Origin of the sequence: Klebsiella sp. CTHL.F3a (assembly GCF_019890895.1) — a bacterium.
Lineage (GTDB): Bacteria > Pseudomonadota > Gammaproteobacteria > Enterobacterales > Enterobacteriaceae > Klebsiella > Klebsiella grimontii.
This window is the reverse complement of sequence record NZ_CP082360.1, coordinates 2440838-2466518: the sequence shown is the minus strand read 5'-3', so window position 1 is coordinate 2466518 and position 25681 is coordinate 2440838. Positions and strand designations below refer to the sequence as shown.

At 52.6% G+C, this 25681-nt stretch carries 28 protein-coding genes and 1 other annotated feature; of the genes, 7 read left to right on the top strand and 21 right to left on the bottom strand.

Features of this window, described 5'->3' with window-relative positions; genetic code table 11:
- Window positions 1-56: 56 nt before the first annotated feature.
- Together btuD and K7H21_RS11595 are read right to left on the bottom strand one after the other, a co-directional pair.
- Entirely contained in the window at window positions 57-806 is a 750-nt protein-coding gene (gene btuD, locus K7H21_RS11600; RefSeq protein ID WP_049114189.1) for a vitamin B12 ABC transporter ATP-binding protein BtuD, read from the bottom strand.
- Window positions 806-1357 (bottom strand): glutathione peroxidase, encoded by a 552-nt coding sequence (locus tag K7H21_RS11595; protein ID WP_004119130.1) that lies wholly within the window; start codon window positions 1355-1357, stop codon window positions 806-808. Before K7H21_RS11595 ends, btuD begins: the two co-directional genes overlap by 1 nt.
- Window positions 1358-1581: 224 nt before the next feature.
- Between K7H21_RS11595 and K7H21_RS11590 the strand changes: the two genes are divergently transcribed.
- Complete coding sequence (locus K7H21_RS11590) at window positions 1582-2382, top strand: MetQ/NlpA family ABC transporter substrate-binding protein (protein WP_004119129.1); 801 nt, start codon at window positions 1582-1584, stop codon at window positions 2380-2382.
- Window positions 2383-2406: 24 nt separating this feature from the next.
- On the opposite strand, the gene btuC is transcribed toward K7H21_RS11590, so the two are convergent.
- From btuC to K7H21_RS11535, 11 genes are all read right to left on the bottom strand, one after another.
- Entirely contained in the window at window positions 2407-3393 is a 987-nt protein-coding gene (gene btuC, locus K7H21_RS11585) for a vitamin B12 ABC transporter permease BtuC (protein WP_032742109.1), read from the bottom strand.
- A 96-nt stretch (window positions 3394-3489) separates the two neighbouring features.
- A complete protein-coding gene (gene ihfA, locus K7H21_RS11580) occupies window positions 3490-3789 on the bottom strand; it encodes an integration host factor subunit alpha (RefSeq protein ID WP_004102960.1) in 300 nt (99 codons plus the stop codon).
- 4 nt (window positions 3790-3793) lie between these two features.
- Entirely contained in the window at window positions 3794-6181 is a 2388-nt protein-coding gene (gene pheT / locus K7H21_RS11575; RefSeq protein ID WP_142470079.1) for a phenylalanine--tRNA ligase subunit beta, read from the bottom strand.
- A gap of 15 nt (window positions 6182-6196) precedes the next feature.
- Window positions 6197-7180, bottom strand: a complete 984-nt coding sequence (pheS, locus tag K7H21_RS11570) for a phenylalanine--tRNA ligase subunit alpha (protein ID WP_004119126.1) — start codon at window positions 7178-7180, stop codon at window positions 6197-6199.
- 154 nt (window positions 7181-7334) lie between these two features.
- Window positions 7335-7460, bottom strand: a sequence feature (Phe leader region).
- Window positions 7411-7455 (bottom strand): pheST operon leader peptide PheM, encoded by a 45-nt coding sequence (gene pheM, locus K7H21_RS11565; protein ID WP_001386830.1) that lies wholly within the window; start codon window positions 7453-7455, stop codon window positions 7411-7413. Its footprint overlaps the feature before it by 45 nt.
- Before the next feature lie 118 nt (window positions 7461-7578).
- Window positions 7579-7935 carry a 50S ribosomal protein L20 gene (gene rplT, locus K7H21_RS11560; protein WP_004102963.1) on the bottom strand — a complete coding sequence of 119 codons (357 nt, stop codon included), beginning with the start codon at window positions 7933-7935 and terminating at the stop codon, window positions 7579-7581.
- Window positions 7936-7985: 50 nt separating this feature from the next.
- A complete protein-coding gene (gene rpmI, locus K7H21_RS11555) occupies window positions 7986-8183 on the bottom strand; it encodes a 50S ribosomal protein L35 (RefSeq protein ID WP_001124225.1) in 198 nt (65 codons plus the stop codon).
- 96 nt (window positions 8184-8279) lie between these two features.
- Window positions 8280-8822: a translation initiation factor IF-3 gene (infC, locus tag K7H21_RS11550; protein ID WP_071830666.1), complete on the bottom strand. Its 543-nt coding sequence runs from the start codon at window positions 8820-8822 to the stop codon at window positions 8280-8282.
- A 3-nt stretch (window positions 8823-8825) separates the two neighbouring features.
- Window positions 8826-10754, bottom strand: a complete 1929-nt coding sequence (thrS, locus tag K7H21_RS11545) for a threonine--tRNA ligase (RefSeq protein ID WP_004102966.1) — start codon at window positions 10752-10754, stop codon at window positions 8826-8828.
- Between the two features lie 449 nt (window positions 10755-11203).
- Window positions 11204-11437, bottom strand: coding sequence for a hypothetical protein (locus K7H21_RS11540; RefSeq protein ID WP_223035787.1), 234 nt, complete (start codon window positions 11435-11437; stop codon window positions 11204-11206).
- 270 nt (window positions 11438-11707) lie between these two features.
- Window positions 11708-12466, bottom strand: a complete 759-nt coding sequence (locus tag K7H21_RS11535) for a DUF481 domain-containing protein (RefSeq protein ID WP_004121674.1) — start codon at window positions 12464-12466, stop codon at window positions 11708-11710.
- Between the two features lie 288 nt (window positions 12467-12754).
- On the opposite strand from K7H21_RS11535, the gene pfkB reads away from it, so the two are divergent.
- From pfkB to K7H21_RS11520, 3 genes are all read left to right on the top strand, one after another.
- Window positions 12755-13687 (top strand): 6-phosphofructokinase II, encoded by a 933-nt coding sequence (gene pfkB, locus K7H21_RS11530; protein WP_004121677.1) that lies wholly within the window; start codon window positions 12755-12757, stop codon window positions 13685-13687.
- A gap of 92 nt (window positions 13688-13779) precedes the next feature.
- Window positions 13780-14064 carry a type V toxin-antitoxin system endoribonuclease antitoxin GhoS gene (gene ghoS / locus K7H21_RS11525; protein ID WP_004121679.1) on the top strand — a complete coding sequence of 95 codons (285 nt, stop codon included), beginning with the start codon at window positions 13780-13782 and terminating at the stop codon, window positions 14062-14064.
- A gap of 106 nt (window positions 14065-14170) precedes the next feature.
- Window positions 14171-15043 carry a fructosamine kinase family protein gene (locus tag K7H21_RS11520; RefSeq protein ID WP_223035786.1) on the top strand — a complete coding sequence of 291 codons (873 nt, stop codon included), beginning with the start codon at window positions 14171-14173 and terminating at the stop codon, window positions 15041-15043.
- A gap of 19 nt (window positions 15044-15062) precedes the next feature.
- Here K7H21_RS11520 and tonB read toward each other — a convergent pair whose 3' ends face one another.
- Window positions 15063-15791: a TonB system transport protein TonB gene (gene tonB / locus K7H21_RS11515; RefSeq protein ID WP_004121685.1), complete on the bottom strand. Its 729-nt coding sequence runs from the start codon at window positions 15789-15791 to the stop codon at window positions 15063-15065.
- A gap of 220 nt (window positions 15792-16011) precedes the next feature.
- On the opposite strand from tonB, the gene K7H21_RS11510 reads away from it, so the two are divergent.
- Window positions 16012-16308 (top strand): YciI family protein, encoded by a 297-nt coding sequence (locus K7H21_RS11510; protein ID WP_004103089.1) that lies wholly within the window; start codon window positions 16012-16014, stop codon window positions 16306-16308.
- Between the two features lie 58 nt (window positions 16309-16366).
- Here the strand turns inward: K7H21_RS11510 and K7H21_RS11505 are convergent, their stop codons facing one another.
- A complete protein-coding gene (locus tag K7H21_RS11505; protein WP_004121687.1) occupies window positions 16367-16540 on the bottom strand; it encodes a YciY family protein in 174 nt (57 codons plus the stop codon).
- A gap of 143 nt (window positions 16541-16683) precedes the next feature.
- Between K7H21_RS11505 and cls the strand changes: the two genes are divergently transcribed.
- Both cls and K7H21_RS11495 read left to right on the top strand, forming a co-directional pair.
- Window positions 16684-18144: a cardiolipin synthase gene (gene cls / locus K7H21_RS11500; protein WP_004121688.1), complete on the top strand. Its 1461-nt coding sequence runs from the start codon at window positions 16684-16686 to the stop codon at window positions 18142-18144.
- 34 nt (window positions 18145-18178) lie between these two features.
- Window positions 18179-18508 (top strand): HI1450 family dsDNA-mimic protein, encoded by a 330-nt coding sequence (locus K7H21_RS11495; protein ID WP_004103097.1) that lies wholly within the window; start codon window positions 18179-18181, stop codon window positions 18506-18508.
- A gap of 67 nt (window positions 18509-18575) precedes the next feature.
- Here K7H21_RS11495 and K7H21_RS11490 read toward each other — a convergent pair whose 3' ends face one another.
- From K7H21_RS11490 to oppA, 6 genes are all read right to left on the bottom strand, one after another.
- Entirely contained in the window at window positions 18576-19412 is an 837-nt protein-coding gene (locus tag K7H21_RS11490) for an ion transporter (protein WP_223035785.1), read from the bottom strand.
- Between the two features lie 44 nt (window positions 19413-19456).
- Complete coding sequence (oppF, locus tag K7H21_RS11485; protein WP_004121693.1) at window positions 19457-20461, bottom strand: murein tripeptide/oligopeptide ABC transporter ATP-binding protein OppF; 1005 nt, start codon at window positions 20459-20461, stop codon at window positions 19457-19459.
- Window positions 20458-21471 carry an ABC transporter ATP-binding protein gene (gene oppD / locus K7H21_RS11480; protein WP_004121695.1) on the bottom strand — a complete coding sequence of 338 codons (1014 nt, stop codon included), beginning with the start codon at window positions 21469-21471 and terminating at the stop codon, window positions 20458-20460. Before oppD ends, oppF begins: the two co-directional genes overlap by 4 nt.
- Window positions 21472-21482: 11 nt before the next feature.
- Entirely contained in the window at window positions 21483-22391 is a 909-nt protein-coding gene (oppC, locus tag K7H21_RS11475; protein WP_004121697.1) for an oligopeptide ABC transporter permease OppC, read from the bottom strand.
- Window positions 22392-22405: 14 nt separating this feature from the next.
- Window positions 22406-23326 carry an oligopeptide ABC transporter permease OppB gene (gene oppB, locus K7H21_RS11470; RefSeq protein WP_004121700.1) on the bottom strand — a complete coding sequence of 307 codons (921 nt, stop codon included), beginning with the start codon at window positions 23324-23326 and terminating at the stop codon, window positions 22406-22408.
- An 88-nt stretch (window positions 23327-23414) separates the two neighbouring features.
- A complete protein-coding gene (gene oppA, locus K7H21_RS11465; protein WP_004134042.1) occupies window positions 23415-25046 on the bottom strand; it encodes an oligopeptide ABC transporter substrate-binding protein OppA in 1632 nt (543 codons plus the stop codon).
- Window positions 25047-25681: the final 635 nt, after the last annotated feature.

Sequence of the window (25681 nt, the reverse complement as noted above, 5' to 3'; positions counted from 1 at the left end):
CCTGTTAGCAGAATAATTTAGCTTGTTTATCAATTCGCTGGCAAGCTGACTGCGTGCTACTGTGACGGAACGAGCATAAGATGACCAGCCACCTCAACTCTCTGGAAGTCCATGGCGTAGGCGGCGGTCAAGTTTTCTTCGTTAAGAACTTCAGCGGTACTACCGCAGGCAATGGTTTTCCCCCGGCAGATCAGCCAGGCGCGATGGGCATGTCGGAGGGTATGATTAAGGTCGTGGCTGCTCATCACGATAGCAACCCCGGATGCACAGAGCTCATTTAATACGCGATCGAGCGCGGACTGCTGCGCCACGTCCAGGCTATTCATTGGTTCATCCAGCAAGAGCAATTGCCCGGCCGGATTAGCCTGCCGATGAATCTGCAGTATTACCGCCGCCAGCCGCACGCGCTGCCACTCCCCGCCAGAAATGTGATTCACCTGGCGCCCAAGCTTATCGCCTAAGCCCAGTTTCTCCGCGACAGCCGTCAGCAGCGCGTTTTGCGCGTCGTTGTGCAGATGCAGCGACAGATAATGCCAGACCGGCATTGCGAAAGGCGGCATCTGGTGTTGGCTTAAATAGGCCCGATGACGGGCCAGCTCCTGAGCAGGCCAATCCTTCAGAGGGCGTTCATTCAGTTTGACCCGCCCCGGCCCTGTAGAGAGTCCCGCCATACGCGCCAACAGCGTGCTTTTCCCCGCGCCGTTTGGCCCCACCAGGTGAATAATCTCTCCCGGCCGGATTTCCGCTGAAAACGGCGCCAGCCGCCCCGCCTCTTCTACGTCCTGTAGCTGCATCAAAAACGGCATTATTTCGCTAAAGCTCCTTTAATGGCGGCCACCAGCTGCGGGTCATCCGGCGTCATATCCGGTGAGAAACGACCGATAACCTGTCCGTCCCGGCCAATCAGGAATTTTTCAAAGTTCCAAAGAATATCATCTACATACAGCGGAGCCCTGCCTTTACTGGCCATGCGCTCATAAAAACCGCTGCCTTCCGGCGCGACAGCCTGCGGGGCGGCATCAACCAGCTTCTGATACAGAGGCGCGCGATGCTCGCCGTTAACGTCAATTTTGCTGAACATCGGGAAAGTCACGCCGTAGGTGGTGCTACAGAAGGTTTTTATCTCTTCTTCGCTGCCCGGCTCCTGCCCCAGGAACTGGTTGCACGGGAAGCCCAGCACGCTAAATCCTTCACTTTCAAGCCCTTTTTGCAGCGCTTCCAGCTGCTCATACTGCGGCGTCAGGCCGCATTTTGAAGCAACGTTAACGATCAACAGCACTTTACCCGCCCATGGGGCAAGCGTTGTTTTTTCACCATCGATGGTGGTGACTTCAGTATTGAGAATATCGTGTTGCATAGCCTTCCCTCAATGAATAAACCGATTTCTGCTTCAGGTGATCCCTATCTACTGTAGCGGATTCAGACCGGGTCATTCTACTTTGAATCCCCCCGGAGTGTCTCTTGATGTAACAGGCCACACAACATGAATTCATCTCAACACCGGGAGCGCGCAATTCAGTGTACAGTGATGAATGGATGTAATAGCATTTCGTTAATTGTTAATTTAAGAGAGTTTTATTGATGAAGAAGATGTTTAGCACGGTGTTAATTGCGGCCTCCGTCGCGCTGCTGGCAGCCTGCTCACCGGATGAAGATAATAAGATCAAAGTCGCCATTAATACCGGGCCGGATGAGGCTATCTGGAAAGTCGTAGAACAAGTGGCCAAAGAGAAATATAACCTCGACGTGGAGGTTATCTCATTTAATGATTACGTACTGCCGAACGAAGCGCTGAACAATAAAGACGTCGATGCTAACGCCTTCCAGACGCTGCCTTACCTTGAGGCGCAATCAAAAGAGCGCGGCTATAAGTTTGCGATTGTCGGTAAAACCTTCGTCTTCCCGATCGCCGCCTACTCGAAGAAAATCAAAAATATCAGCGAACTGCCTGACGGCGCGACGATTTCCATTTCTAACGAAACCACAACCCTGGGCCGCAGCCTGCTGCTGCTGCAGGCGCAAGGTTTAATCAAGCTAAAAGAAGGGACAGGCTACCTGCCTACGACGCTGGATATTATCGACAATCCTAAACAGCTAAAAATCGTCGAAGTCGACACGCCGCAGCTGACCCGTACCCTTGACGACCCGAATGTCGCCCTGTCGATTATTAATACCAACTTCTCTGCCCAGGCCGGCCTGTCGGCCGCCCGCGATGGCTTATTTATGGAAGGTCCTGACTCTCCGTACGTCAACGCCATCGTTTCACGCGAAGAGAATAAAGACAGCAAAAAGGTTCAGGAGCTGAAAGAGGCCTTCCAGACTCAAGCAGTTGCCGATAAGGCAGCGGAAGTCTACAAAGGCGATGCGATTAAGGGCTGGTAATTAGCCACCGCTTACGGCCGCCCGTTACTGCGGGCGGCCTGATTTTAACAATAACCAGATGAACACCGGCGCACCCAGGGTGGCGGTGACCACACCAATCGGCAATTCCGCCGCCGAGAGCGCCAGACGCGCGACGATATCCGCCCCAAGCAGCGCGCTGGCCCCCGCTAACAAACAGGCCGGAAGCAGCGCGCGGTGATCGCTTAAACCACATAAGCGCAGAATATGCGGAATAACCAGACCAATAAAGCCGATCGCGCCCGCCAGCGCCACGCTGACGCCCACCAGCCAACCGGTCGCCACCACCAGCACTTTACGCCATAGCCACAGCGGCAGCCCCAGCTGGCGTGCGGAAACCTCCCCCAGCGCTAACAGATTAAGAGGCTGCGATTGCAGGCACACCCAGGCCAGCGCCGGCAGCAGAGCCAGCATCAGCCACAGCTGCTGCCAGTCCACGCCGCCAAAGCCGCCCATCATCCAGTACATCAGCTGGCGGAGATCGAAAGAGGTTGAGAAGTAGACCGCCCAGGTCATCAGCGCGCTGCATATGATACCGAGCGCCACGCCCGCCAGCAGCAGGCGGCTGGTCGAGAGATGCCGCCTGGCAAAACGCAGTAAAATAAAAGTAATGACCAGCGCGCCAGCGATGGCGCACAGCCCCAGCGCCCAGCCCGGAAGCAGCCCTTTTCCCAGCAAGACGGCGGCTATCAGGCCAACCCCAGCGCCGTTTGATACCCCCAGCAGCCCGGGCTCCGCCAGCGGGTTTTCAAACAGCGCCTGCATAATCGCCCCGGACAGCGCCAGCGCGGCCCCCACTAATAGGACGGCCAGAGTGCGCGGCAGACGGATCTGCCAGATAAACAGCTCACCTTTGGCGCTAAACCACTCGGCGGGGCCAATCCACTGGTCGCCCGCGCACAGGCTGATGGTCGACGTAACCAACAGCAGCAATGTTAATACCGCAAGCCAACGCCGATTGCGGCGCCGTTGAATTTGAGCAAAGGTCAGCATAGTTTTCTGAATCGAGAAAAAGGATGTGATTGATTTTACGGTATTCGGCCAGGAAAAGAAAAAAGGCCGCATAGCGGCCTTTTTAGTTAGTTCAGATTATTTGTCTCTGGGTGACGCATTTTCGACACGGCTTTTTAGCTTCTGGCCAGGTCTGAAAGTCACCACTCGCCGGGCTGTAATAGGGATATCCTCTCCCGTTTTCGGGTTACGGCCCGGGCGTTGGTTCTTATCTCGCAAATCGAAGTTGCCGAACCCGGAGAGTTTTACCTGTTCTCCGTTTTCCAGAGCGCGACGGACCTCTTCGAAAAACAACTCTACCAGCTCTTTGGCATCCCGCTTGCTAAGCCCAAGCTTATCAAACAGATATTCTGACATTTCAGCTTTTGTAAGCGCCATAGGTTCAATCCCTCAATGATGCCTGGAATCGCTCTTTCAATGCCTCTACACATTTGGCGACGGTAGCGGCAATCTCCTCTTCTTCGAGTGTACGGCTGGTATCCTGGAGGATAAGGCTGATAGCGAGGCTCTTGAAACCTTCTGCTACGCCCTTGCCGCGGTACACGTCAAATAAGTTTACGCCAACTACCTGATTTACGCCAACTTTCTTACACTCGGCTAAAACATCGGCAGCGGGAACGTTTTCTGCCACAACGACGGCGATGTCGCGACGGTTCGCCGGGAAGCGAGAAACTTCATGCGCCTGAGGCACCACGCGGTCTGCAAGCTTGTTCCACTCCAGTTCAAAGACCAACGTGCGACCGTTCAGATCCAGCTTACGTTCCAGCTCAGGATGAACAACCCCAATAAAACCAATACGTTCACCTTTCAGATAAATCGCCGCCGACTGGCCCGGATGAAGCGCATTATTGGCTTCGATGCGGAATTCGATGTCGGACAGCTTACCGGTGAGGTCGAGGACCGACTCCAGATCGCCTTTTAAATCATAGAAATCGACGGTTTCTTTTGCCAGGTTCCAGTGTTCTTCATAACGGTTACCGCAAATCACGCCAGCCAGCATCACATCCTGACGAATGCCCAGCGGAGCCTGAGTATCAGGAACAAAGCGTAAACCGCTCTCAAAGATGCGCACGCGAGTCTGCTGACGATTCTGGTTGTAGACCACCGTCCCTAACAGGCCGGTCCACAATGATAGGCGCATCGCCGACATTTCGCTGGAGATCGGGCTCGGCAGAATCAGCGCTTCTTCGCCGGCGTGGATCCACTGCTGTACTTTCGGATCAACGAAGCTGTAGGTAATCACTTCCTGATAGCCTTTGTCGTTGAGCAGCGTTTTCACGCGTTTAAGCGACAGATCCGCTTCGCGGTGGGTGCCCATGATCAGGCCCGCTTGCACCGGTTCGTCAGGAATATTGTTATAGCCATAGACGCGGGCGACTTCTTCGACCAGGTCCTCTTCGATGGCAATATCGAAACGCCAGCTCGGCGCGACGGCATGCCACTCGTCCTGGCCTTCGGTGACTTCACAGCCCAGACGTCGCAGAATATCGCTCACCTGCGCATCCTCAACGTGGTGACCGATCAGACGATCCAGCTTGCTGCGGCGAAGCCTGATGGTCGCAGGCTTCGGCAGGGTCGCTTCGTTGGTGACGTCAATAATCGGGCCAGCTTCGCCGCCGCAAATATCCATCAGCAGGCGGGTCGCACGCTCCATAGCCTGATACTGCAACGCGGAGTCCACGCCGCGCTCGTAGCGGTGGGAAGCATCGGTATGCAGACCATGGCGACGGGCGCGACCGGTAATGGACAGCGGGCTGAAGAACGCGCATTCCAGCAGAACGTTTTGCGTTTCATCGTTTACGCCGGAGTGCTCGCCGCCGAAAATCCCCCCCATTGCCAGAGCTTTCTGATGGTCAGCAATCACCAGAGTATCGGTGTCCAGCTTAGCCTCGGAGCCGTCCAGCAGAACCAGGGTTTCCCCTTCATGCGCCATACGCACGATAATTCCGCCTTCAATGCGGTCTTTATCGAAGGCGTGCATCGGCTGACCCAGCTCAAGCAATACGTAGTTGGTCACATCAACCACCGCATCGATGGAGCGAATACCGCAACGGCGCAGCTTCTCTTTCATCCATAATGGGGTCGGTGCTTTGACATTAATGCCTTTTACCACGCGCCCCAGATAGCGCGGACATGCTTCCGGCGCATTGACCTGGATTGGCAGAACGTCATTGACGGTGGCGGCTACCGGGGGCATTTCCGGGACATTCAACGGCGCCTTGTTGAGCACGGCGACATCGCGAGCCACGCCGATAATACCGAGACAATCGGCACGGTTCGGCGTGACGCTGATTTCGATAGTGTTATCGTCGAGCTTCAGATATTCACGGATGTCGGTACCCAGCGGCGCATCGGCGGGCAGTTCAATAATACCGCTGTGATCGTCGGAAATACCCAGTTCCGAGAAGGAGCACAGCATACCTTCCGACGGCTCACCGCGCAGCTTTGCCGCTTTAATTTTAAAATCGCCCGGCAGTACGGCGCCGATGGTCGCAACGGCAACCTTAAGGCCCTGACGGCAGTTCGGCGCGCCGCAGACGATATCCAGCAGACGTTCGCCGCCGACGTTGATTTTTGTCACGCGCAGCTTGTCGGCATTAGGGTGCTGAGCGCACTCGACCACTTCGCCAACAACAACGCCGTTAAAACTGCCCGCGACCGGCTCAACGCCGTCAACCTCAAGCCCGGCCATCGTTATCTGGTCCGACAGCGCTTCGCTATCGATAGCTGGGTTAACCCACTCGCGTAACCACAGTTCACTGAATTTCATTGTTCTGTCCTGCCCTTATTTAAACTGTTTGAGGAAACGCAGATCGTTTTCGAAGAACGCGCGTAAGTCGGTCACGCCGTAGCGCAGCATGGTCAGACGCTCCATACCCATGCCGAAGGCAAAGCCGGAATAGATTTCCGGATCAATACCCACGTTGCGCAGTACGTTTGGATGCACCATACCGCAGCCGAGCACTTCCAGCCATTTGCCGTTTTTGCCCATGACGTCAACTTCCGCAGAGGGCTCGGTGAACGGGAAATAGGACGGACGAAAACGAATCTGTAGATCTTCTTCAAAGAAGTTACGCAGGAAATCGTGCAGTGTTCCCTTCAGGTTGGTGAAGCTGATGTTGGTATCAACAATCAGGCCTTCCATCTGATGGAACATTGGGGTGTGGGTCTGATCGTAGTCGTTACGATAGACGCGACCTGGCGCAATAATGCGGATCGGCGGCTGCTGGTTAGCCATGGTGCGGATCTGTACGCCTGAGGTTTGCGTACGCAGCAGGCGCGTCGCATCAAACCAGAAAGTGTCGTGGTCAGCGCGTGCCGGATGGTGGCCAGGAATATTCAGCGCATCGAAGTTGTGGTAGTCATCTTCGATTTCCGGACCAGTCGCGACGGTAAAGCCGAGCTCACCGAAGAAACTTTCGATACGGTCGATAGTACGGGTCACCGGATGCAGGCCACCGTTCTCAATACGACGACCCGGCAGAGAGACATCGATGGTTTCCGAGGCCAGGCGCGCGTTAAGCGCAGCACTTTCAAGCGCTGACTTACGCACGTTAAGCGCCTGCTGGACCTGCTCTTTCGCTTCGTTGATAACCGCGCCGGCTGCCGGACGCTCTTCAGCAGGCAGCTCGCGCAGGGTCGTCATCTGAAGGGTCAAAAGCCCTTTTTTACCCAGGTATTCCACGCGGACGTTGTCCAGCGCAGCAACATCTGATGCCTCGTTAATGGCTGCCTTCGCACTGGCAACCAGCTCTGCGAGATGTGACATGGTTTTCCTCATTATGTCGGTGCAGACACCGGTTATGGTTATTATTTTGCTCTCACTATTTCGAGCCGCAGACCGTAGGTAATCCTTCATTTGACCGAATGATTCAGGTCAACCCACGCGTCTGGAGCTTGAAATAGAACGAGCCAGTTCAGATACAAAAAAAGCCTCCACAGGGGGAGGCTTTTTGGCGCTGTTTTCCGTTTCTTCTTTCACGCGCTAGCCTCCTGAGTTCAGGTGCTAAAGTAAAAAAAGAAGCGGAAAATAGCAGCATTCATGCTTGCATTACCTTGTCTGATAAAAAACGTAAGACTGGTATTGAAAAGCCTACGCGAATAAAAGTCAATGGATTGATAGCCTTGAAACGAAAAGAGGGAGACAAGCTCCCTCTTTCAACTGGCTTATGCCAGAGCTGCTTTCGCTTTTTCGACCAGCGCGGTGAACGCTAATTTGTCGAATACGGCGATGTCAGCCAGGATCTTACGGTCGATTTCAACAGAGGCTTTTTTCAGGCCGTTGATGAATTTGCTGTAAGAAATACCGTTCTGACGTGCTGCTGCGTTGATACGCGCAATCCACAGTTGACGGAACTGACGCTTTTTCTGACGACGGTCACGATAAGCGTACTGACCAGCTTTGATAACAGCCTGGAAGGCAACGCGGTATACGCGAGAACGCGCACCGTAGTAGCCTTTAGCTTGTTTCAAAATTTTCTTGTGACGTGCACGGGCAACTACACCACGTTTTACGCGAGCCATATGTGCTCTCCTGTATCTATTCTAATTAAAAAGTTAAAAGGGTTAACGACTTATGCGTACGGCAGGCACGCGATGACCAGGCCCAGATCGCCTTTAGAAACCATGGCTTTCGGACGCAGGTGACGTTTACGCTTAGTAGCTTTTTTGGTCAGAATGTGACGCAGGTTAGCGTGCTTGTGCTTAAAACCACCTTTACCGGTTTTTTTGAAGCGCTTAGCAGCACCGCGTACGGTCTTAATTTTTGGCATTTTAATAACTTCCACTTCGCATTGTTAATAAACGAAACATAGGCGAGCAACAGCTGCGGAACCTAAAGGCTCCACAGACATTGCTACTTGAAGGCCTTACTGTTTCTTCTTAGGAGCGAGCACCATGATCATCTGACGGCCTTCGATCTTCGTTGGGAAGGATTCGACTACTGCCAGTTCACTCAGATCGTCACGGACGCGGGTAAGCACTTCCATCCCGATCTGCTGGTGAGCCATCTCACGGCCGCGGAAACGCAGCGTGATCTTAGCTTTATCACCCTCTTCCAGAAAGCGAACCAGGCTGCGGAGTTTTACCTGGTAGTCGCCATCATCGGTGCCAGGTCGGAATTTGATTTCCTTGACCTGAATAACTTTTTGCTTTTTCTTCTGTTCCTTAGAAGACTTGCTCTTTTCATAAAGGAACTTGCCGTAGTCCATGATACGACAAACTGGCGGTTCGGCGTTAGGGCTGATCTCAACTAAATCTACTCCAGCTTCTTCAGCTTTTTCGATAGCTTCTCTCAGACTCACAATACCCAAAGCTTCGCCTTCCAGACCTGTTAAGCGAACTTCCAGGGCGCGAATCTCGCCATTGATACGATTCGGACGTGCCGTTTGAACTCGTTTTCCGCCTTTAATACCTTATTCCTCCAGTTGTTTTAGACTGCGGCTGCGAATCTCTTGTTGCAGCTTCTCGATAACTTCATTTACGTCCAGGCTGCCCAAGTCTTTGCCACGACGGGTACGCACGGCAACTTTGCCAGCTTCTACCTCTTTGTCGCCACAGACCAACATGTAAGGGACACGACGTAAAGTGTGCTCGCGGATTTTAAAGCCTATCTTCTCATTTCTCAAGTCTGCTTTTACGCGAATGCCTGCATTTTGTAGTTTACGCGTCAATTCGTTAACGTATTCAGCCTGAGAATCAGTAATATTCATAACCACAACCTGCACTGGCGCAAGCCAGCTTGGGAAGAAGCCGGCAAACTCTTCGGTCAGGATGCCAATAAAGCGCTCCAGCGAACCAAGAATAGCACGGTGAATCATTACCGGTACCTGGCGTTCATTATTTTCGCCAACATAGGAGGCGCTTAAACGCTGCGGCAAGGAGAAGTCCAGCTGTACAGTACCGCACTGCCATGCACGATCGAGGCAGTCATACAGGGTAAATTCAATTTTCGGACCGTAGAAGGCGCCTTCACCCAGTTGATATTCAAACGGGATATTGTTCTCTTCCAGCGCCACCGCCAGATCCGCTTCAGCACGATCCCATGTCTCATCGCTACCGATGCGTTTTTCCGGGCGAGTTGACAGCTTGACGACGATTTTCTCGAAGCCGAAGGTGCTGTACATATCGTAGACCATACGAATACAGGCGTTAACTTCATCACGAACCTGATCTTCAGTACAGAAAATGTGGGCATCGTCCTGAGTAAATCCGCGTACGCGCATCAGGCCATGCAGCGCGCCTGACGGCTCATTGCGATGGCAGCTACCGAATTCAGCCATACGTAATGGCAGATCGCGGTAGGATTTCAGGCCCTGGTTGAAGATCTGCACGTGACCCGGGCAGTTCATCGGCTTGATGCAGTATTCACGGTTCTCGGAAGAAGTGGTAAACATCGCATCTTTATAGTTGTCCCAGTGGCCGGTTTTTTCCCACAGCACGCGGTCCATCATAAACGGGCCTTTAACTTCCTGATACTGGTACTCTTTCAGCTTAGAACGCACAAAAGTTTCCAGTTCGCGGAAGATAGTCCAGCCGTCGTTATGCCAGAACACCATACCCGGCGCCTCTTCCTGCATATGATACAGATCGAGCTGCTTACCGATTTTACGGTGATCGCGCTTAGCGGCTTCTTCCAGACGCTGCAGATAGGCATTAAGCGCTTTTTTATCTGCCCAGGCGGTACCGTAGATGCGCTGCAGCATTTTATTGTTGCTATCGCCGCGCCAGTAGGCGCCCGCGGTCTTCATCAGTTTGAAGTGATGGCAGAAACGCATATTCGGCACATGCGGCCCACGGCACATGTCGACATATTCTTCGTGATGATACAAGCCGGGCTTATCATCATGAGCAATGTTTTCATCAAGAATAGAGACTTTATAGCTCTCGCCGCGCTTCACAAAGGTTTCACGCGCTTCGTGCCAGCTGACTTTCTTCTTAATAACGTCGTAGTTTTTCTCGGCGAGCTCATGCATGCGTTTTTCGAGCGCGTCGATATCTTCCTGGGTCAGGGTATGGTCCAGATCGACATCATAGTAGAAACCATTGTCGACAACCGGGCCGATCGCCATTTTGGTATTTGGCCACAGCTGTTTAATCGCATGTCCCAAAAGGTGCGCACAGGAGTGACGAATAATCTCAAGTCCATCTTCATCTTTCGCGGTGATGATAGAGAGCGTTGCGTCGTTTTCAATTAAGTCACAGGCGTCAACCAGCTCGCCATTGACACGACCAGCGATGGTGGCTTTCGCCAGACCGGGGCCAATATCCAGAGCGACGTCCATCGGGCTCACAGCGTGATCAAAATGGCGTTGGCTGCCATCAGGAAGCGTAATTACAGGCATTTCATGTCCTTATTTGCAGTGGTGCCCCACACGAAAGAGCACATACAAAACAATATAATCATAATTATCAACAAGTTCAGACCCAGTTCCCGCTTCACTCTGCGAAAATGTGTGCACGCTCGTTCAACGACACGTCCCCACCTGCAGCCGCCTGTTGATAACACCGAGGGTTAGTTTACACATCATTAGTGCGTGATAAAAGTCACATAAGACTAAATGGTTATTGTTGATGGAAAAAAAAGGGGGAGGTGTAACAAACGTTGCATAATTGCTTCAGCGATAGATCGGAAGAAACGGCGACAGCGCGATATGACGCATAAAGAATATTTATGATTTCACATAAATTATGAAGATTTTACACCAAACGCGTAAAGCGAAACCGGTACAACATTACCCGGTTTACTGCTTGACGAAATAATAAAAGAGAAATTATGAATGGCGTTTAAATATCAGGACCATTCGCCGGCGACAAGTTTATGAACATCAAACGCGTCGTTCATTGACTGTCCGGTTGATTGGGAGCCCGGTGCAATATTAGAGCCCGCTTCGACATCGGTCGCTTTGGCTATGCCCACTTGCGTACGATCGTGAATACCCGGCTGCGGTGCGGGAGCGGCGGCAAATGCGCCAAAAGACAACGTGCACAGCATCGCGGCCGCGAGTGCGATTTTACTATTTTTCATGATAGTCATTCTCTTATTTGTTTCAGATAATAGAACGGATTCGTTATCTCCGCCTGTGGTGAACAGTATAGATCCAGATCACATTTTTGTCCGACCCAATATTTATCTTTTCGTGTCAAATTAACTACATATTTGTCAGCAAAATAGCGATCATGAAGAAATTATGGAGACCATTTCTTTTTATAAAAAACAAAACAAGAGACCAAAAATAATAATGCCACTTATTGCTAAATTTAAAACAATCAGGCCGGAATATCCGGCCTGAAAAGATTACATTTTATAACCGAGCGATAGCGTGGTGCGGCGATCGGTATGCTCCGGCGCCGATGACGGCGGTTCAGAGTTCCACGTCAGGTTATAGGCTACTTTGAGGGCAAAGTGCGCGTTAATCGCAACGTTTAACGCACTTTCAGAGTTCAGCGTCGTATCTTCGGCGCCGAATACCGAGACGCCTTGGGTAAATTTGGCGTTATCGGTCATCTGCCAGGCGTAGGTGCCGGAAGCGTAGCCCAGTGGCTGAGTATCATTATCACCATCGGTATACTCGTCATAGCGTACACCAGGACCAAATTCAAAACGCAGGCTGTGTACCGGGCCGTTCATGATCTGACGACCATAACCCGCGGTGAACACATCACGCTGCTGATAACCATTGTAACGATCCGTCAGCCAGCTCGCCTGACCAAAAAGATAATTCTGGTCGGTCAGGTTATAACGGCTACGTCCGCCCACCGCGTACTTTTCCGAAGAGCGCTGATCGTTCGACGACGTATTGCTGGCATTCCCCCACAGCGACCATGCGGTGGTATCGCCATACCAGGTCAACGTTGAGTCGGCGGTCATTGAGGAACTTTTCGTATTGCCGGACTGCGCCAGATAACCGGCGTTAACAGTACCTTCGAAAGGTTTTTTTGCAGAAGAAGGGTCATCCATGACAGTAAAAACGGAATCATCGGCCATTGCGCACGCAGACGCAAAGAGCCCTCCCGCCAGCATCACCGCTGCGGGTACTGTCTTCAAAAGCTTCATTTAATTTTAAGTCCGTACAACCTATAAGGAGACCAGGAGGGTCCCGGGAGCTTTCGCGAGGATCGCTAATAGCCGGTCCTAAGAAAGGGAGTAAATTATAAAAAAGCACGATTAACTTAGCAATCAATTACTCTTTCGTTTTTTGTATAAGAAGCTTCTCAAAACAATTTTTATTTCATAAAGATAAAAGGGGTACCGGTGCATAAGCTACGCGTCGCTTCCCCTTCCCTCCTTTAAGTGCCATGCTTAAAACCAGAGCCGCTAAACTCGTATTATGGAGGAAACTGGATGACCAAAATCTATACGCTCACGTTAGCCCCCTCGCTCGACAGCGCCACGCAGACCCCGCAAATTTACCCGGAAGGCAAGCTACGCTGTAGCGCTCCCGTGTTTGAACCCGGCGGGGGCGGAATTAACGTTGCGCGCGCCATCACTTTTCTTGGCGGCAGCGCCACGGCTATCTTTCCCGTCGGTGGGGCAACCGGCGAACACCTGACGGCGCTGCTGACGGATGAACACGTTCCCGTCGATACGGTAGAGACTCATGACTGGACGCGGCAGAATCTTCACGTTCATGTGAACGCCAGCGGCGAGCAATATCGTTTCGTGATGCCTGGCGCCGCATTAACTGCGGATGAGCTCCGGCTCATTGAGGAAAAAGTGCTCACTATCGCCCCCGGCTCGCTGCTGGTAATTAGCGGAAGTCTGCCGCCGGGCATCAGCGTCGAGAACCTGACGCAGCTGGTGAAAAACGCGCAGCGGCATGGATTGCGCTGTATTGTCGATAGTTCCGGTGATGCCCTCGCCGCCGCGCTTGATGTCGGCAATATTGAACTGGTTAAACCGAACCAGAAAGAGTTAAGTGCGCTGGTCCAGCGGGATCTGAGTCAGCCAGATGATGTGCGGCTCGCCGCGCAAGAGTTAATTCGTTCCGGTAAAGTCCAGCGCGTCGTCGTCTCCCTGGGAGCACAGGGAGCGCTTGGTGTTGATGCCGATGGTAGTGTTCAGGTCGTACCGCCGCCGATGAAAAGCCAGAGTACTGTCGGCGCCGGTGACAGCATGGTTGGTGCGATGACCTTAAGGCTGGCGGAAAATGCCTCGCTTGAAGATATGGTTCGCTTTGGCGTCGCTGCGGGCAGCGCGGCCACCATCAATCAGGGCACCCGCCTTTGCTCGCTGGAAAATACGCAAAAAATCTACGATTATCTGCGCGGTTTATAATCTCCTTCGCTCCCTCTGGCAAAACGGAGGGAGTCGCCAAATCAGCATGATGGTCTATGCTAAAAATGCCATGGATAACAATGGGGTGAAAAATGAGTAGCGAAATTAACGCCTGGGTCGTCACGGTTCGTTTTCACGAAGAGACGTTAACGGAAATTAACGAACTCAGTAATCATCTCACCCGCGCCGGATTTACCCTTGTCTTAAACGATGATGAAGGGAACGTCCACGAGCTCGGCACCAATACCTTCGGCCTGCTTTCCATACAGAATGCCGATGAAGTTAAAGCGTTAAGCGCGGGTTTAGCCGAAACCGCGCTGGGACGAGCCGTTGACGTCACCGTGTCAACATTCAGCGAGTGGATAGAAGCTCAATAAGTGCGATTGACGCAACGGAAAACGTTCAGTTGTGCGTCAGTTCGAATTTTACGCCGGGGTTATGCGCTAACCTTATGAAATGTTGGAAGACATGGGGAGAGACGGCATGTGGCAAGCTATCAGCAATTTGTTAAGCGATTTGCATACCGAAGCAGCTGAAATCGAACTGCGAAACGAGCTACCCGGTGGAGAGATCCACGCCGCCTGGCATTTACGCTTTGGCGGGCGAGATTACTTCGTAAAATGCGATGAACGTGAGCTTTTACCCATCTTCACGGCCGAGGCAGACCAGCTTGAGCTGCTGTCACGAAGTAAAACCGTGAATGTACCGCAGGTTTTTGCCGTAGGCAGCGACCGTGATTATAGTTTTCTGGTCATGGAATATCTCCCCCCTCGCCCGCTGGATGCGCACAACGCTTTCCTGTTAGGCCAGCAAATCGCCAATTTGCATCAATGGAGCGATCAGCCGCAGTTTGGTCTGGATTTTGACAATGACCTTTCCACCACTCCCCAGCCGAACGCCTGGCAGCGTCGATGGTCCACGTTCTTTGCCGAACAGCGCATCGGCTGGCAGCTCGAGCTCGCCGCCGAGAAAGGTCTGCATTTTGGCGATATCGATAGTCTTGTTGATATTATTCAGCAGCGATTGAGCAATCATCAGCCGCAGCCGTCGCTGCTCCACGGTGACTTATGGTCCGGTAACTGCGCGCTCGGTCCAAACGGGCCCTATATTTTCGACCCGGCCTGCTACTGGGGCGATCGCGAATGCGATCTGGCAATGCTCCCACTGCATCAGGAACAGCCGCCGCAAATCTATGATGGCTATCAGTCCGTTTCGCCGCTGCCGTCCGGCTTTCTCGAGAGGCAACCCATCTACCAGCTCTATACGCTGCTGAATCGCGCGATTCTGTTTGGCGGACAACATCTTGTGACGGCGCAGAAAGCGCTTGATGACGTGTTCATGGATAAGGCCCCGTAAGGGGCCTTGCTTACGCAGATTAGCTGATTTGTACGCCTTTCAGGCGGAACTGAATGGTCATGGTAATGCCGTTCCCCGGTTTACCCGGTTCATAACGCCATTTACGTAAAGCGTTTTTCACTTCACGCTCAAACATATTGGCTGGTTGGGCGGAGAGGATCTGCACGTTATCCACGCGCCCGTCCGCCGTGACGTCGAACTTAACCCGAACATTCCCTTCAATGCGCAGCGCCTGCGCACGAGCCGGATAGCTCGGCTCCCCACGGCTTAGCGCTCGCGGTCCGGTCGGCGCCGTGACGGTCGGTTTAGCGTTCGCGGTTGAGGTGCTCGGCGCGGTGCGCGCTGGCGCCGTATTCGTATTTTCAAACGGCGAAGCCGGGCGCGTTTCCGCCGGTTTCACATCACGCTTCGGTTGCTCAACCTTTTTTTCCGGCTTCGGTTTAGGCTTTGGCTTCGGTTTAGGTTTCGGTTTATGGATAACGACCGGCGCCTCTTTTGGCGGTTCAGGAATCACCTCCGGTTCCGGCTCAGGTTCCGGCTCAACAACGGGTTCAACGACCGGCTGAGCCGCCTGAGGCGGTTCCAGATCTTCCGGGGCCACCATAGTAATCTCAATGGGCTGTGAGGGTGACGGCCGTTCAATTACCTGATGTACCGAAGTATAGAGCAGCGCCGCGACAACACCGCCGTGGATGACCACAGACAGTAGCGTGGGCCACGGAAAGCGGCGAGGTAAATCAAAGGTCATTGCGCTCATAGTCGTTTCTGTTGAAAAATGATGCCCCGATTTTAAATGCAAATAGCAATCATATTCAACTAGGGTTGTTGGCTTGTATCAAAATTTGCCCTGATTTCTGACAAAAAGCCGACGGGACGTGGCATTCTGGGGATCGTGAGCATCTTTGCATTGCAGTCAACGACGGTTTCACTTAACGTGATTCGCCAATTTATTGATAAGGAGCCATGCCGTGCTTTACGTTATCTACGCTGAAGATATCGCCGACTCTCTGGAAAAACGGACGTCGGTACGTCCCGCCCACCTGGCGCGTTTGCAATTATTACATGATGAAGGTCGTTTACTGACCGCCGGCCCAATGCCTGCAGTCGACAGTAATGAACCCGGCGCGGCGGGCTTCACCGGCTCAACGGTCATTGCGGAATTTGAATCACTGGAAGCGGCACAATCATGGGCCAATGACGATCCGTATATTGCCGCAGGGGTTTATCAGAAAGTATCTGTAAAACCGTATAAAAAAGTATTCTAAAGCACCAAATGTTGGCAAAAAACAGAGGCACCGCGAGCGGTGCCTTTTGTTTTGACCCTCAAAACTCAGAGAAGGTGAACAGCAGAGAGTGTCGTTGCCGCTTAACCAGCTCTTTTCTGATGGCGAGGATGCGCATATTACGACGCGACTGTCCTTCCAGCCAGCGTGCTTTACGGCGGCTCACCTGCCGAAGCATGCGCCAGCGCCCTACTTCCGTTCTACTACGCTTCATTACAACTACTCTACGAGTGAAAACAGCCTGCATTATAGACCGATGAATCTGGCTAACCAACGCTTTCGCTGCGTTTTTATTTGCCAGATGGATGTTGATGCGTAAACTCATGTCATCAAGTCATTCAAAAGGATTTTTCATCTATGACAACCTTTTACACGGTGGTGAACTGGCTGGTTATACTCGGTTACTGGCTACTTATCGCCGGTGTAACATTACGGATATTAATGAAAAGACGCGCGGTACCGTCAGCGATGGCCTGGCTGCTTGTCATTTATATTCTTCCGCTGGTAGGAATTATCGCCTATCTTTCGTTTGGCGAACTGCATCTGGGTAAACGCCGCGCCGAGCGTGCGCGGGCCATGTGGCCCTCAACGGCCAAGTGGTTAAAAGACCTCAAAGCCTGCAAGCATATCTTTGCCGAGGAGAATAGTCCGGTCGCGGAATCCTTGTTCAAGCTCTGCGAACGTCGGCAGGGCATTGGCGGCGTCAAAGGCAATCAGCTGCAGCTGCTCACTGAATCCGATGACGTCATGCAGGCGCTCATCCGCGATATCCAGCTCGCTCGTCACAATATTGAGATGGTGTTCTATATCTGGCAGCCCGGCGGCATGGCCGACCAGGTCGCAGAATCATTAATGGCGGCGGCCAGACGCGGCGTACATTGTCGGCTGATGCTCGACTCCGCCGGGAGCGTGGCCTTTTTCCGTAGCCCTTGGGCCGCCATGATGCGTAATGCTGGCATTGATGTCGTCGAAGCCCTGAAGGTCAACCTGATGCGCGTCTTCCTGCGCCGTATGGATCTGCGTCAGCATCGTAAAATGGTCATGATCGATAACTATATTGCCTATACCGGCAGTATGAATCTGGTCGACCCGCGTTTCTTTAAGCAGGACTCCGGCGTTGGCCAGTGGATCGATCTGATGGCGCGAATGGAAGGTCCGGTAGCGACAGCGATGGGCATTGTCTACTCCTGCGACTGGGAGATTGAAACCGGCAAACGTATTTTGCCTCCGCCGCCGGACGCGAACATTATGCCGTTCGAAGAGGCCAGCGGGCACACGATTCACACTATCGCCTCGGGCCCGGGCTTTCCGGAAGATTTGATCCATCAGGCTCTGCTCACTGCCGCCTACGCGGCCAAAGAGCATTTGATCATGACGACCCCCTACTTTGTGCCCAGCGACGATCTTCTGCATGCCATCTGCACCGCCGCCCAGCGCGGCGTCGATGTCAGCATCATCCTGCCGCGCAAGAACGACTCTCTGCTGGTGGGCTGGGCCAGCCGCGCCTTCTTTACCGAGCTGCTGGCTGCCGGAGTGAAGATCTACCAGTTTGAAGGCGGCCTGCTGCATACCAAGAGCGTGCTGGTTGACGGCGAGCTCAGCCTGGTGGGCACCGTTAACCTCGACATGCGCAGCCTGTGGCTGAACTTCGAGATTACGCTGGTAATTGACGATGCCGGATTTGGCAGCGATCTGGCCGCGGTGCAGGATGATTATATCTCCCGCTCGCGTCTGCTGGACGCCAGGCTATGGCTAAAACGTCCGCTGTGGCAGCGAATCGCCGAGCGACTGTTTTACTTCTTCAGTCCGTTGCTGTAAAACGTGCCAATCAGATGTTTAATGGGTAGCAATCATGGATATGGATTTAAATAATCGCCTGACCGAAGACGAAACGCTTGAACAGGCTTACGACATTTTCCTCGAGCTGGCCGTGGACAACCTCGACCCGGCAGATGTCATTCTGTTCAATCTGCAGTTTGAAGAACGCGGCGGCGCCGAGCTCTTTGACCCGGCGCCTGACTGGGAAGAGCACGTCGATTTTGACCTCAACCCTGACTTCTTCGCGGAAGTGGTCATTGGCCTGGCCGATGAAGATGGCGGCGAGATTAACGATATTTTTGCGCGCGTGCTGCTGTGCCGTGAAAAAGACCATAAGCTCTGCCATATTCTGTGGCGTGAATAAGTTCTTTCTCAAGTAAATAACGATACAGAAGAAGCCTGCCTGGTTTAACCAGGGCAGGCTTTTTTATTCATTCGGGCAGTTCGCTGCCGCAGGCATTGCAGTAGCGGGCGCCTTTTTCATGATTTGTATGCTGACAATTCGAACATATGCGCTGAGTACGGCGATTCTGAAAGGCCGTGTTCATGTGGGTGGTAATTAAGCCGGTGGGAATCGCAATAATTGAGTAGCCGATTAAGATAAGGATGGACGCCAGAATTCGCCCGAGCGGCGTATGCGGCGTGATGTCGCCATATCCCACCGTCGTTATCGTCACAATCGCCCAATAAACTGACGCGTTCAGCGTAGTAAACCCATATCGCGGCCCCTCAACCAGATACATCAAGGCGCCAAAAATCACCATCACGATGGCAATAAAAGAGTAGAACAGGATCAGCTGGTGGCGAGCGCTGACGATGGCGGTCCAGAAAATATTCAGCGACGGCATAAAGCGCAGCAGTTTAAGAATACGCAGCGCGCGTATCGCGCGCATGGCCCGCCAGGCGAACACGTACTCAATACTGATCTCTGGCCATAGCCACATTACGTAGAGCGGTAATATAGTGGCAAGGTCAATAATTCCCCAAAAGCTAAAAATATACTTTAGCGGATTCGGCCAGCTGATAATGCGCAGAATATACTCGCAGGTAAAAACCACAGTAACAATAAGCTCAAGCCAGACAAAAACATGCCATTCGTCCACCGTCAGATGATATTGCGTTCCCAATCCGGACTCGATAAATATCACCAGAACGCTAAGCAGCGCGAAGAGACCGCAAAATCCCTCAAAATGCCGGCCGGAGCGTCGGTTTTGATCAAAGAATAAATGATACAGCCGCAGACGAGCGGCATGAATATGAAAAGCCACGTTAACCTCACTAAAAAAGGGCTGACTTACGTCAGCCCCAGAGATTATAACGGGTCTACCTTCAGGCAGGAAACCGCGTGTCGGAAACTGCCCTCCAGCACCGGTCGCGTCTTAGCGCACTCCGGCCCGGCAATCGGGCACCGCGTGCGAAATACGCATCCAGACGGCGGGTTAATCGGCGATGGTAATTCCCCCTCCAGCAGCTGGATAGTTTTATTCTTTTCTTTATCGGGGTCCGGCACCGGCACCGCCGACATCAGCGCTTTGGTATAGGGATGCAGCGGATTATGGTATACCTCATCGTAGGTGCCCAGTTCCACGGCATGCCCGAGATACATCACCAGTACGCGATCAGAAATGTGCTTCACCACCGCCAGATCGTGGGCGATAAAAATCAGCGATAGTCCCATTTCACGCTGCAGCTGCTGCAGCAGATTCACTACCTGAGCCTGAATCGACACGTCCAGCGCCGAAACCGGTTCATCGCAAATAATGAGCTTCGGCTCAAGAATTAGCGCGCGGGCAATACCAATACGCTGACACTGGCCGCCGGAAAATTCATGCGGGTAGCGGTTAATCAAGTTCGGCAGCAGCCCCACTTTCATCATCATCGCCTTAACGCGATCGCGAACTTCCTGACGCGGCATTTTAGGATGATAGGTACGCAGCGGCTCGGCGATAATTTCCCCGATAGTCATGCGCGGGTTTAGCGACGCCAGCGGATCCTGAAAGATCATCTGAATATCGCTGCGCACGTCACGCCATTCGTCGGCCTTCATTCCCAGCAAATCTTTACCTAACCAGGCGACTTTACCGTCGGTGGCTTTGACCAGACCAATGATCGCGCGCGCGAAGGTCGATTTTCCGCATCCGGACTCGCCGACCACGCCCAGAGTTTCACCTTCATACAGACGCAGCGTTACGCCATCCACCGCTTTCAGCGTTTTCGAAGGCTGCCAGAACCACTGTTTACCGTCTTTAATATCAAAGTGCACTTTCAGATCGGCGATTTCGAGCAGGACTTTTCTTTGTTCCGTTACGGCGTTCATAGCAAATCCCCCACCGGTTGAAAGCAGGCGCGCAGGCGGCCCGGTGCAAACTCCTCTAGAGGAGGAGCGCTATTGCAAATTTCCATCGCATGCGGGCAGCGCGGCTGGAATGGACACCCCTTCGGCAAACGCAGCAGGTTTGGCGGATTGCCTGGAATCGTTAACAGGGCATCGCCTTCCGCATCCAGCCGCGGTACCGCGTTGAGCAGACCGATAGAATAAGGGTGCGATGGTTGATAAAAGACGTCGCGCGCCTGGCCATATTCCATCGTACGCCCGGCGTACATCACCAGCACCTTATCGCAGATCCCGGCGACGACGCCGAGATCGTGGGTAATCATAATGATCGCCGTATTGAACTCGCGCTTGAGCTCATTAAGCAGCGTCATGATTTGCGCCTGTACGGTCACGTCCAGCGCCGTTGTCGGCTCATCGGCAATCAGCAGCTTAGGCCGGCACAGCAGCGCCATCGCGATCATCACGCGCTGGCGCATCCCGCCGGAAAATTCGTGCGGATACATTTTCATCCGTTTGCGCGCTTCGGGCATTTTGACCGCGTCCAGCATTTTCACCGACTCTTCAAAGGCTTCGGCTTTGCCCAACGCTTTATGCAGCATCAGGACTTCCATAAGCTGCTCCCCTACCCGCATATACGGATTTAGCGAGGTCATCGGGTCCTGAAAAATCATTGAGATCTGCTCGGCGCGTAGCTTATTCAGTTCTCGCTCCGGAAGGTTGAGGATCTGCTTACCGTTAAAGGTCGCAGAACCGCCGATGCGGCCGTTCGCCGCCAGCAGGCCCATCAGCGCAAACGCGGTCTGCGACTTACCGGAACCGGACTCGCCCACGATGCCTAAGGTTTCCCCTGCCCGCAGATTAAAATTGAGATCGTTGACTGCAGTCACATCGCCATCGGGAGTACCAAAGGTGACGCGGAGATCTTTCACATCCAGAAGCAGTCCGGATTGTTGTGCTGCCTGCGGCGCTTTCGCCGTTTCCATCGTACTCATGTCGGCGCTCCTTAGCGGTCTTTCGGGTCGAGGGCATCACGCAGGCCATCGCCGATAAAGTTAAAACAAAACAGCGTTACCACCAGGAAACCGGCAGGAAACAGCAGTAGCCACGGCGAAACTTCCATAGAGTTGGCGCCATCGCTGAGCAGCGCGCCCCAGCTGCTTAACGGCTCCTGGGTACCCAGGCCGAGGAAGCTCAGGAAGGATTCGAACAGAATCATGCTCGGCACCAGCAGTGAGGCATACACCACAACCACGCCAAGCACGTTAGGCACGATATGGCGGATAACGATATTGCCCGTTGAAACACCGCCAACCTGCGCAGCTTCAATAAACTCTTTACGCTTCAGGCTCAGGGTCTGGCCGCGAACGATACGCGCCATATCCAGCCAGGAGACCATCCCGATGGCAACGAAAATCAGCAGGATATTCTGACCAAAAAAGGTCACCAGCAGGATGACGAAGAACATAAACGGGAAGGAGTTGAGGATTTCCAGCAGACGCATCATTACCGAATCCACTTTGCCGCCCAGATAGCCGGAAAGTGACCCGTAAAGCGTCCCCAGAATCACCGCCACCAGCGCAGCAGCCACGCCGACCATTAATGAGATACGCCCGCCAATCGCCACCCGCACCAGCAGGTCGCGGCCGGAAGAGTCGGTACCAAAGTAGTGCCCGGACTCCATATCGGGCGCGCTGGACATCATGCCCCAGTCGGTATCGTAATAGGAAAACTGCGATACCATCGGCGCGATGGTGACAAACAGCGCAATAATCACCAGCACAATCAGGCTGGCGACGGCAGCGCGGTTATGCATAAAGCGGCGGCGGGCGTCCTGCCAGAGGCTGCGCCCCTCGACTTCCAGCTTTTCACTGAAGTTTTCCAGCGCCTCGTTGTTTTTCTTACTTAACATCATGGCGAACCCCAGCGTTAGTAACGGATCTTCGGATCGATAACGGCGTACAGCACGTCAACAATCGCGTTAAACAGAATGGTCAATGCGCCAACCAGAATGGTCAGACTAAGGACCAGCGAGTAGTCGCGGTTCAGCGCGCCGTTTACGAACAGTTGACCGATTCCCGGCAGGCCATAAATGGTTTCGATAACCATTGAGCCGGTAATAATGCCGACAAATGCGGGCCCCATATAGGAAAGCACCGGCAGCAGCGCGGGCTTTAATGCGTGGCGCAGAATAATGCGGCGCATCGGTAAGCCTTTTGCCCGGGCGGTACGAATGAAGTTAGAGTGGAGAACTTCGATCATAGAGCCACGGGTAATACGCGCGATACTGGCGATATAGGCCAACGACAGGGCGACCATCGGCAAAATCATATATTGCAGCGCCCCGCCGTTCCATCCGCCGCCCGGCAGCCAGTGCAGGGTGATAGCAAATATCATGACCAGTAACGGCGCGACCACGAAACTCGGTATCACGACCCCGGTCATTGCCACCCCCATCACGGCAAAATCCCATTTTGTATTTTGCTTCAAAGCCGCAATAACCCCGGCGCTCACGCCAAGCACAACCGCCAGAAAAAACGCGGCGAAGCCTAATTTGGCTGATACCGGAAAGCTGGAAGCGACCAGATCGTTAACCGAGTAATCTTTATATTTAAAGGAAGGACCGAAATCACCGTGCGCCAGTTGCTTCAGGTAATTGAAGTACTGAGTCATGATGGGGTCGTTTAAATGGTATTTTGCTTCAATATTCGCCATGACTTCCGGCGGCAGCGTACGTTCACCGGTAAAAGGGCTTCCCGGGGCAAGACGCATCATGAAGAAAGAGATAGTAATAAGAATAAATAGCGTCGGAATCGCTTCCAGACAGCGACGAAAGATGAATTTTAACATTGCCCGTACCTTCTGGCGTGTGCCTTTAATAGTGCGATGAAATAAGACACCGTGAGGCAAGCGTTAACGCCCGCCCCACGTATTGCCATTAGTGCTTCACAATGTACATATTTCTTGTATAGGTATTATCCAGCGGATCTTTGCCGGTATAGCCCCCTACCCACGGTTTAACCAAACGGGCGTTGACGTAATAGAAGACCGGTACGATGACGGAGTCTTTATCCAGCTGCTGCTCAGATTGTGCATAGAGGTCCGCGCGTTTCCCTTCGTCGCTGGTTTTCAGCGTTTCAGCGATAATCTTGTCGAAAGCCGGGCTCTTATAGTGTGATGTGTTGTTTGAGCTGTCGCTCAGCATCGTATTGAGGAAGGAGGTCGGTTCGTTATAGTCCGCACACCAGCCGGCGCGCGCAATATCAAAGGTGCCCTGATGGCGGTTATCGAGGAAGGTTTTCCATTCCTGGTTTTCCAGCTTCACGTTTACGCCGAGGTTTTTCTTCCAGATGGACGCCACTGCGATAGCCAGTTTTTTGTGTAAATCGGAAGTGTTATACAGCAGATTGAAGGTCAGCGGCTTATCAGCGCTATAGCCAGCTTCGGCCAGCAATTTTTTTGCTTCTTCATTGCGTTTTTCCTGCGACCATTTAAACCACTCAGGCTCAATGAGCTTCATGCCATCGGTATAAGGCGGCGTGTAGCTATAGGCTGGTAGGTCGCCCTGGTTTTTCACTTTATTAACAATAATGTCGCGATCCAGCGCCATCTTCAGGGCCGTACGCACGCGAACGTCGGTAAACGGGGCTTTCTGGTTATTGATTTCGTAATAATAAGTACACAGATACGGATCGACGTGAACTTCCTTCGGGATCTCTTTTTTCAGTTTCTGGAACAGCTCGATCGGCATGTTGTTATAGGTCATATCGATTTCACCGCTGCGGTAGCGGTTAACGTCGGTGACTTCTGAAGAAATCGGCAGGAAGGTGACCTGATTAATCACGGTTTTGGCGTTATCCCAGTAGTTGGTATTACGCTCCAGAACAATGCGTTCGTTAACAACCCAATCTTTTAATTTATACGCGCCATTGCTGACGATATTGGCCGGCTGGGTCCATTTGTCACCGAATTTCTCAATGGCTGATTTAGGTACCGGCGAAACAGATGGGTGAACGAGCAGTTTGTAGAAGTACGGCACCGGTTCGCTAAGGGTCACTTCAAAGGTATGATCGTCAAGCGCTTTTACGCCCAGATCGGTCGCCGGTTTTTTCCCGGCGATAATGTCGTCAATATTGGCTAAATGACCATACTGCAGATAGCTTGCATAAGGAGAAGCGGTTTTCGGATCCGCCAGGCGCTGCCAGCTATAAACGAAATCTTGTGCCGTAACCGGCGTGCCGTCGGACCACTTTGCATCTTTACGTAGATGGAAGGTCCAGACTTTAAAATCTTTGTTGTCCCATTTTTCCGCAACACCCGCGACCGGGTGGCCGTCGAGGTCGCTTACCAGCAGCCCTTCAAACAAATCGCGGTTAATATTGGACTCCGGCACGCCTTCAATTTTATGCGGATCGAGGGACTGAACTTCGGAGCCGTTGTTACGTACCAGCGTTTGTTTGTCCGCCAGCTGTACCCCTGCCGGTACATCTGCCGCAACGGCGGCGTTGATGGTCATTAACGCAGAGAGTACTCCTGCGGCTACCAGGCTTTTTTTAGTGATGATGGTCATGTGTTTGTTACTCCAATCATTATAATTACTGGTTATTTAACCAGCCTGTTTTCTCTTTTCTGGATTCTGAACAGTGCAGGAGTTTATGCTGCTGTCAGAGAGTACTGCTTGCTATCACCGACTTATTTATTACGACCGCTCAAACGGCAGCCTTGACGTCGATTCTTCCCCCCTGTCCGGAGGCAATTTTAGTCCCGAGGAGCTATATAATAAAAATTCTCATTTGCGTAAGTATTCCGCCAAAGATCACGCCGGAAAGTACCAAAACGCTTTATTGTCCGCCAATGCAATTTGCAAATATGTTACCGAATTCTCTTTTGTGGCCTGCTGGCGGCGGAGTTTTATTCCCCTCTTCCCACGGCGTAGTTCATTAATCCTATTACTATCAAAGAATTGTGATAAATATCTCACGCTATGCGTCATCCCGCGCCAAATAGCTTATTTTTTGTACGAAAATTTAACAATTGCTTATTATTTAGCACATTCATCTGCTTCATCGGGAAAATTACTAATATCATTTCGATTATCAGACGGCAAGCACCAGAGAATGATGTGAGGAAAATAACAGTGATTAATGTAGGTAGAAAGCGGCGAGCGTGATGAAATGGATTAGTAACCAATTGATAAATAACGAT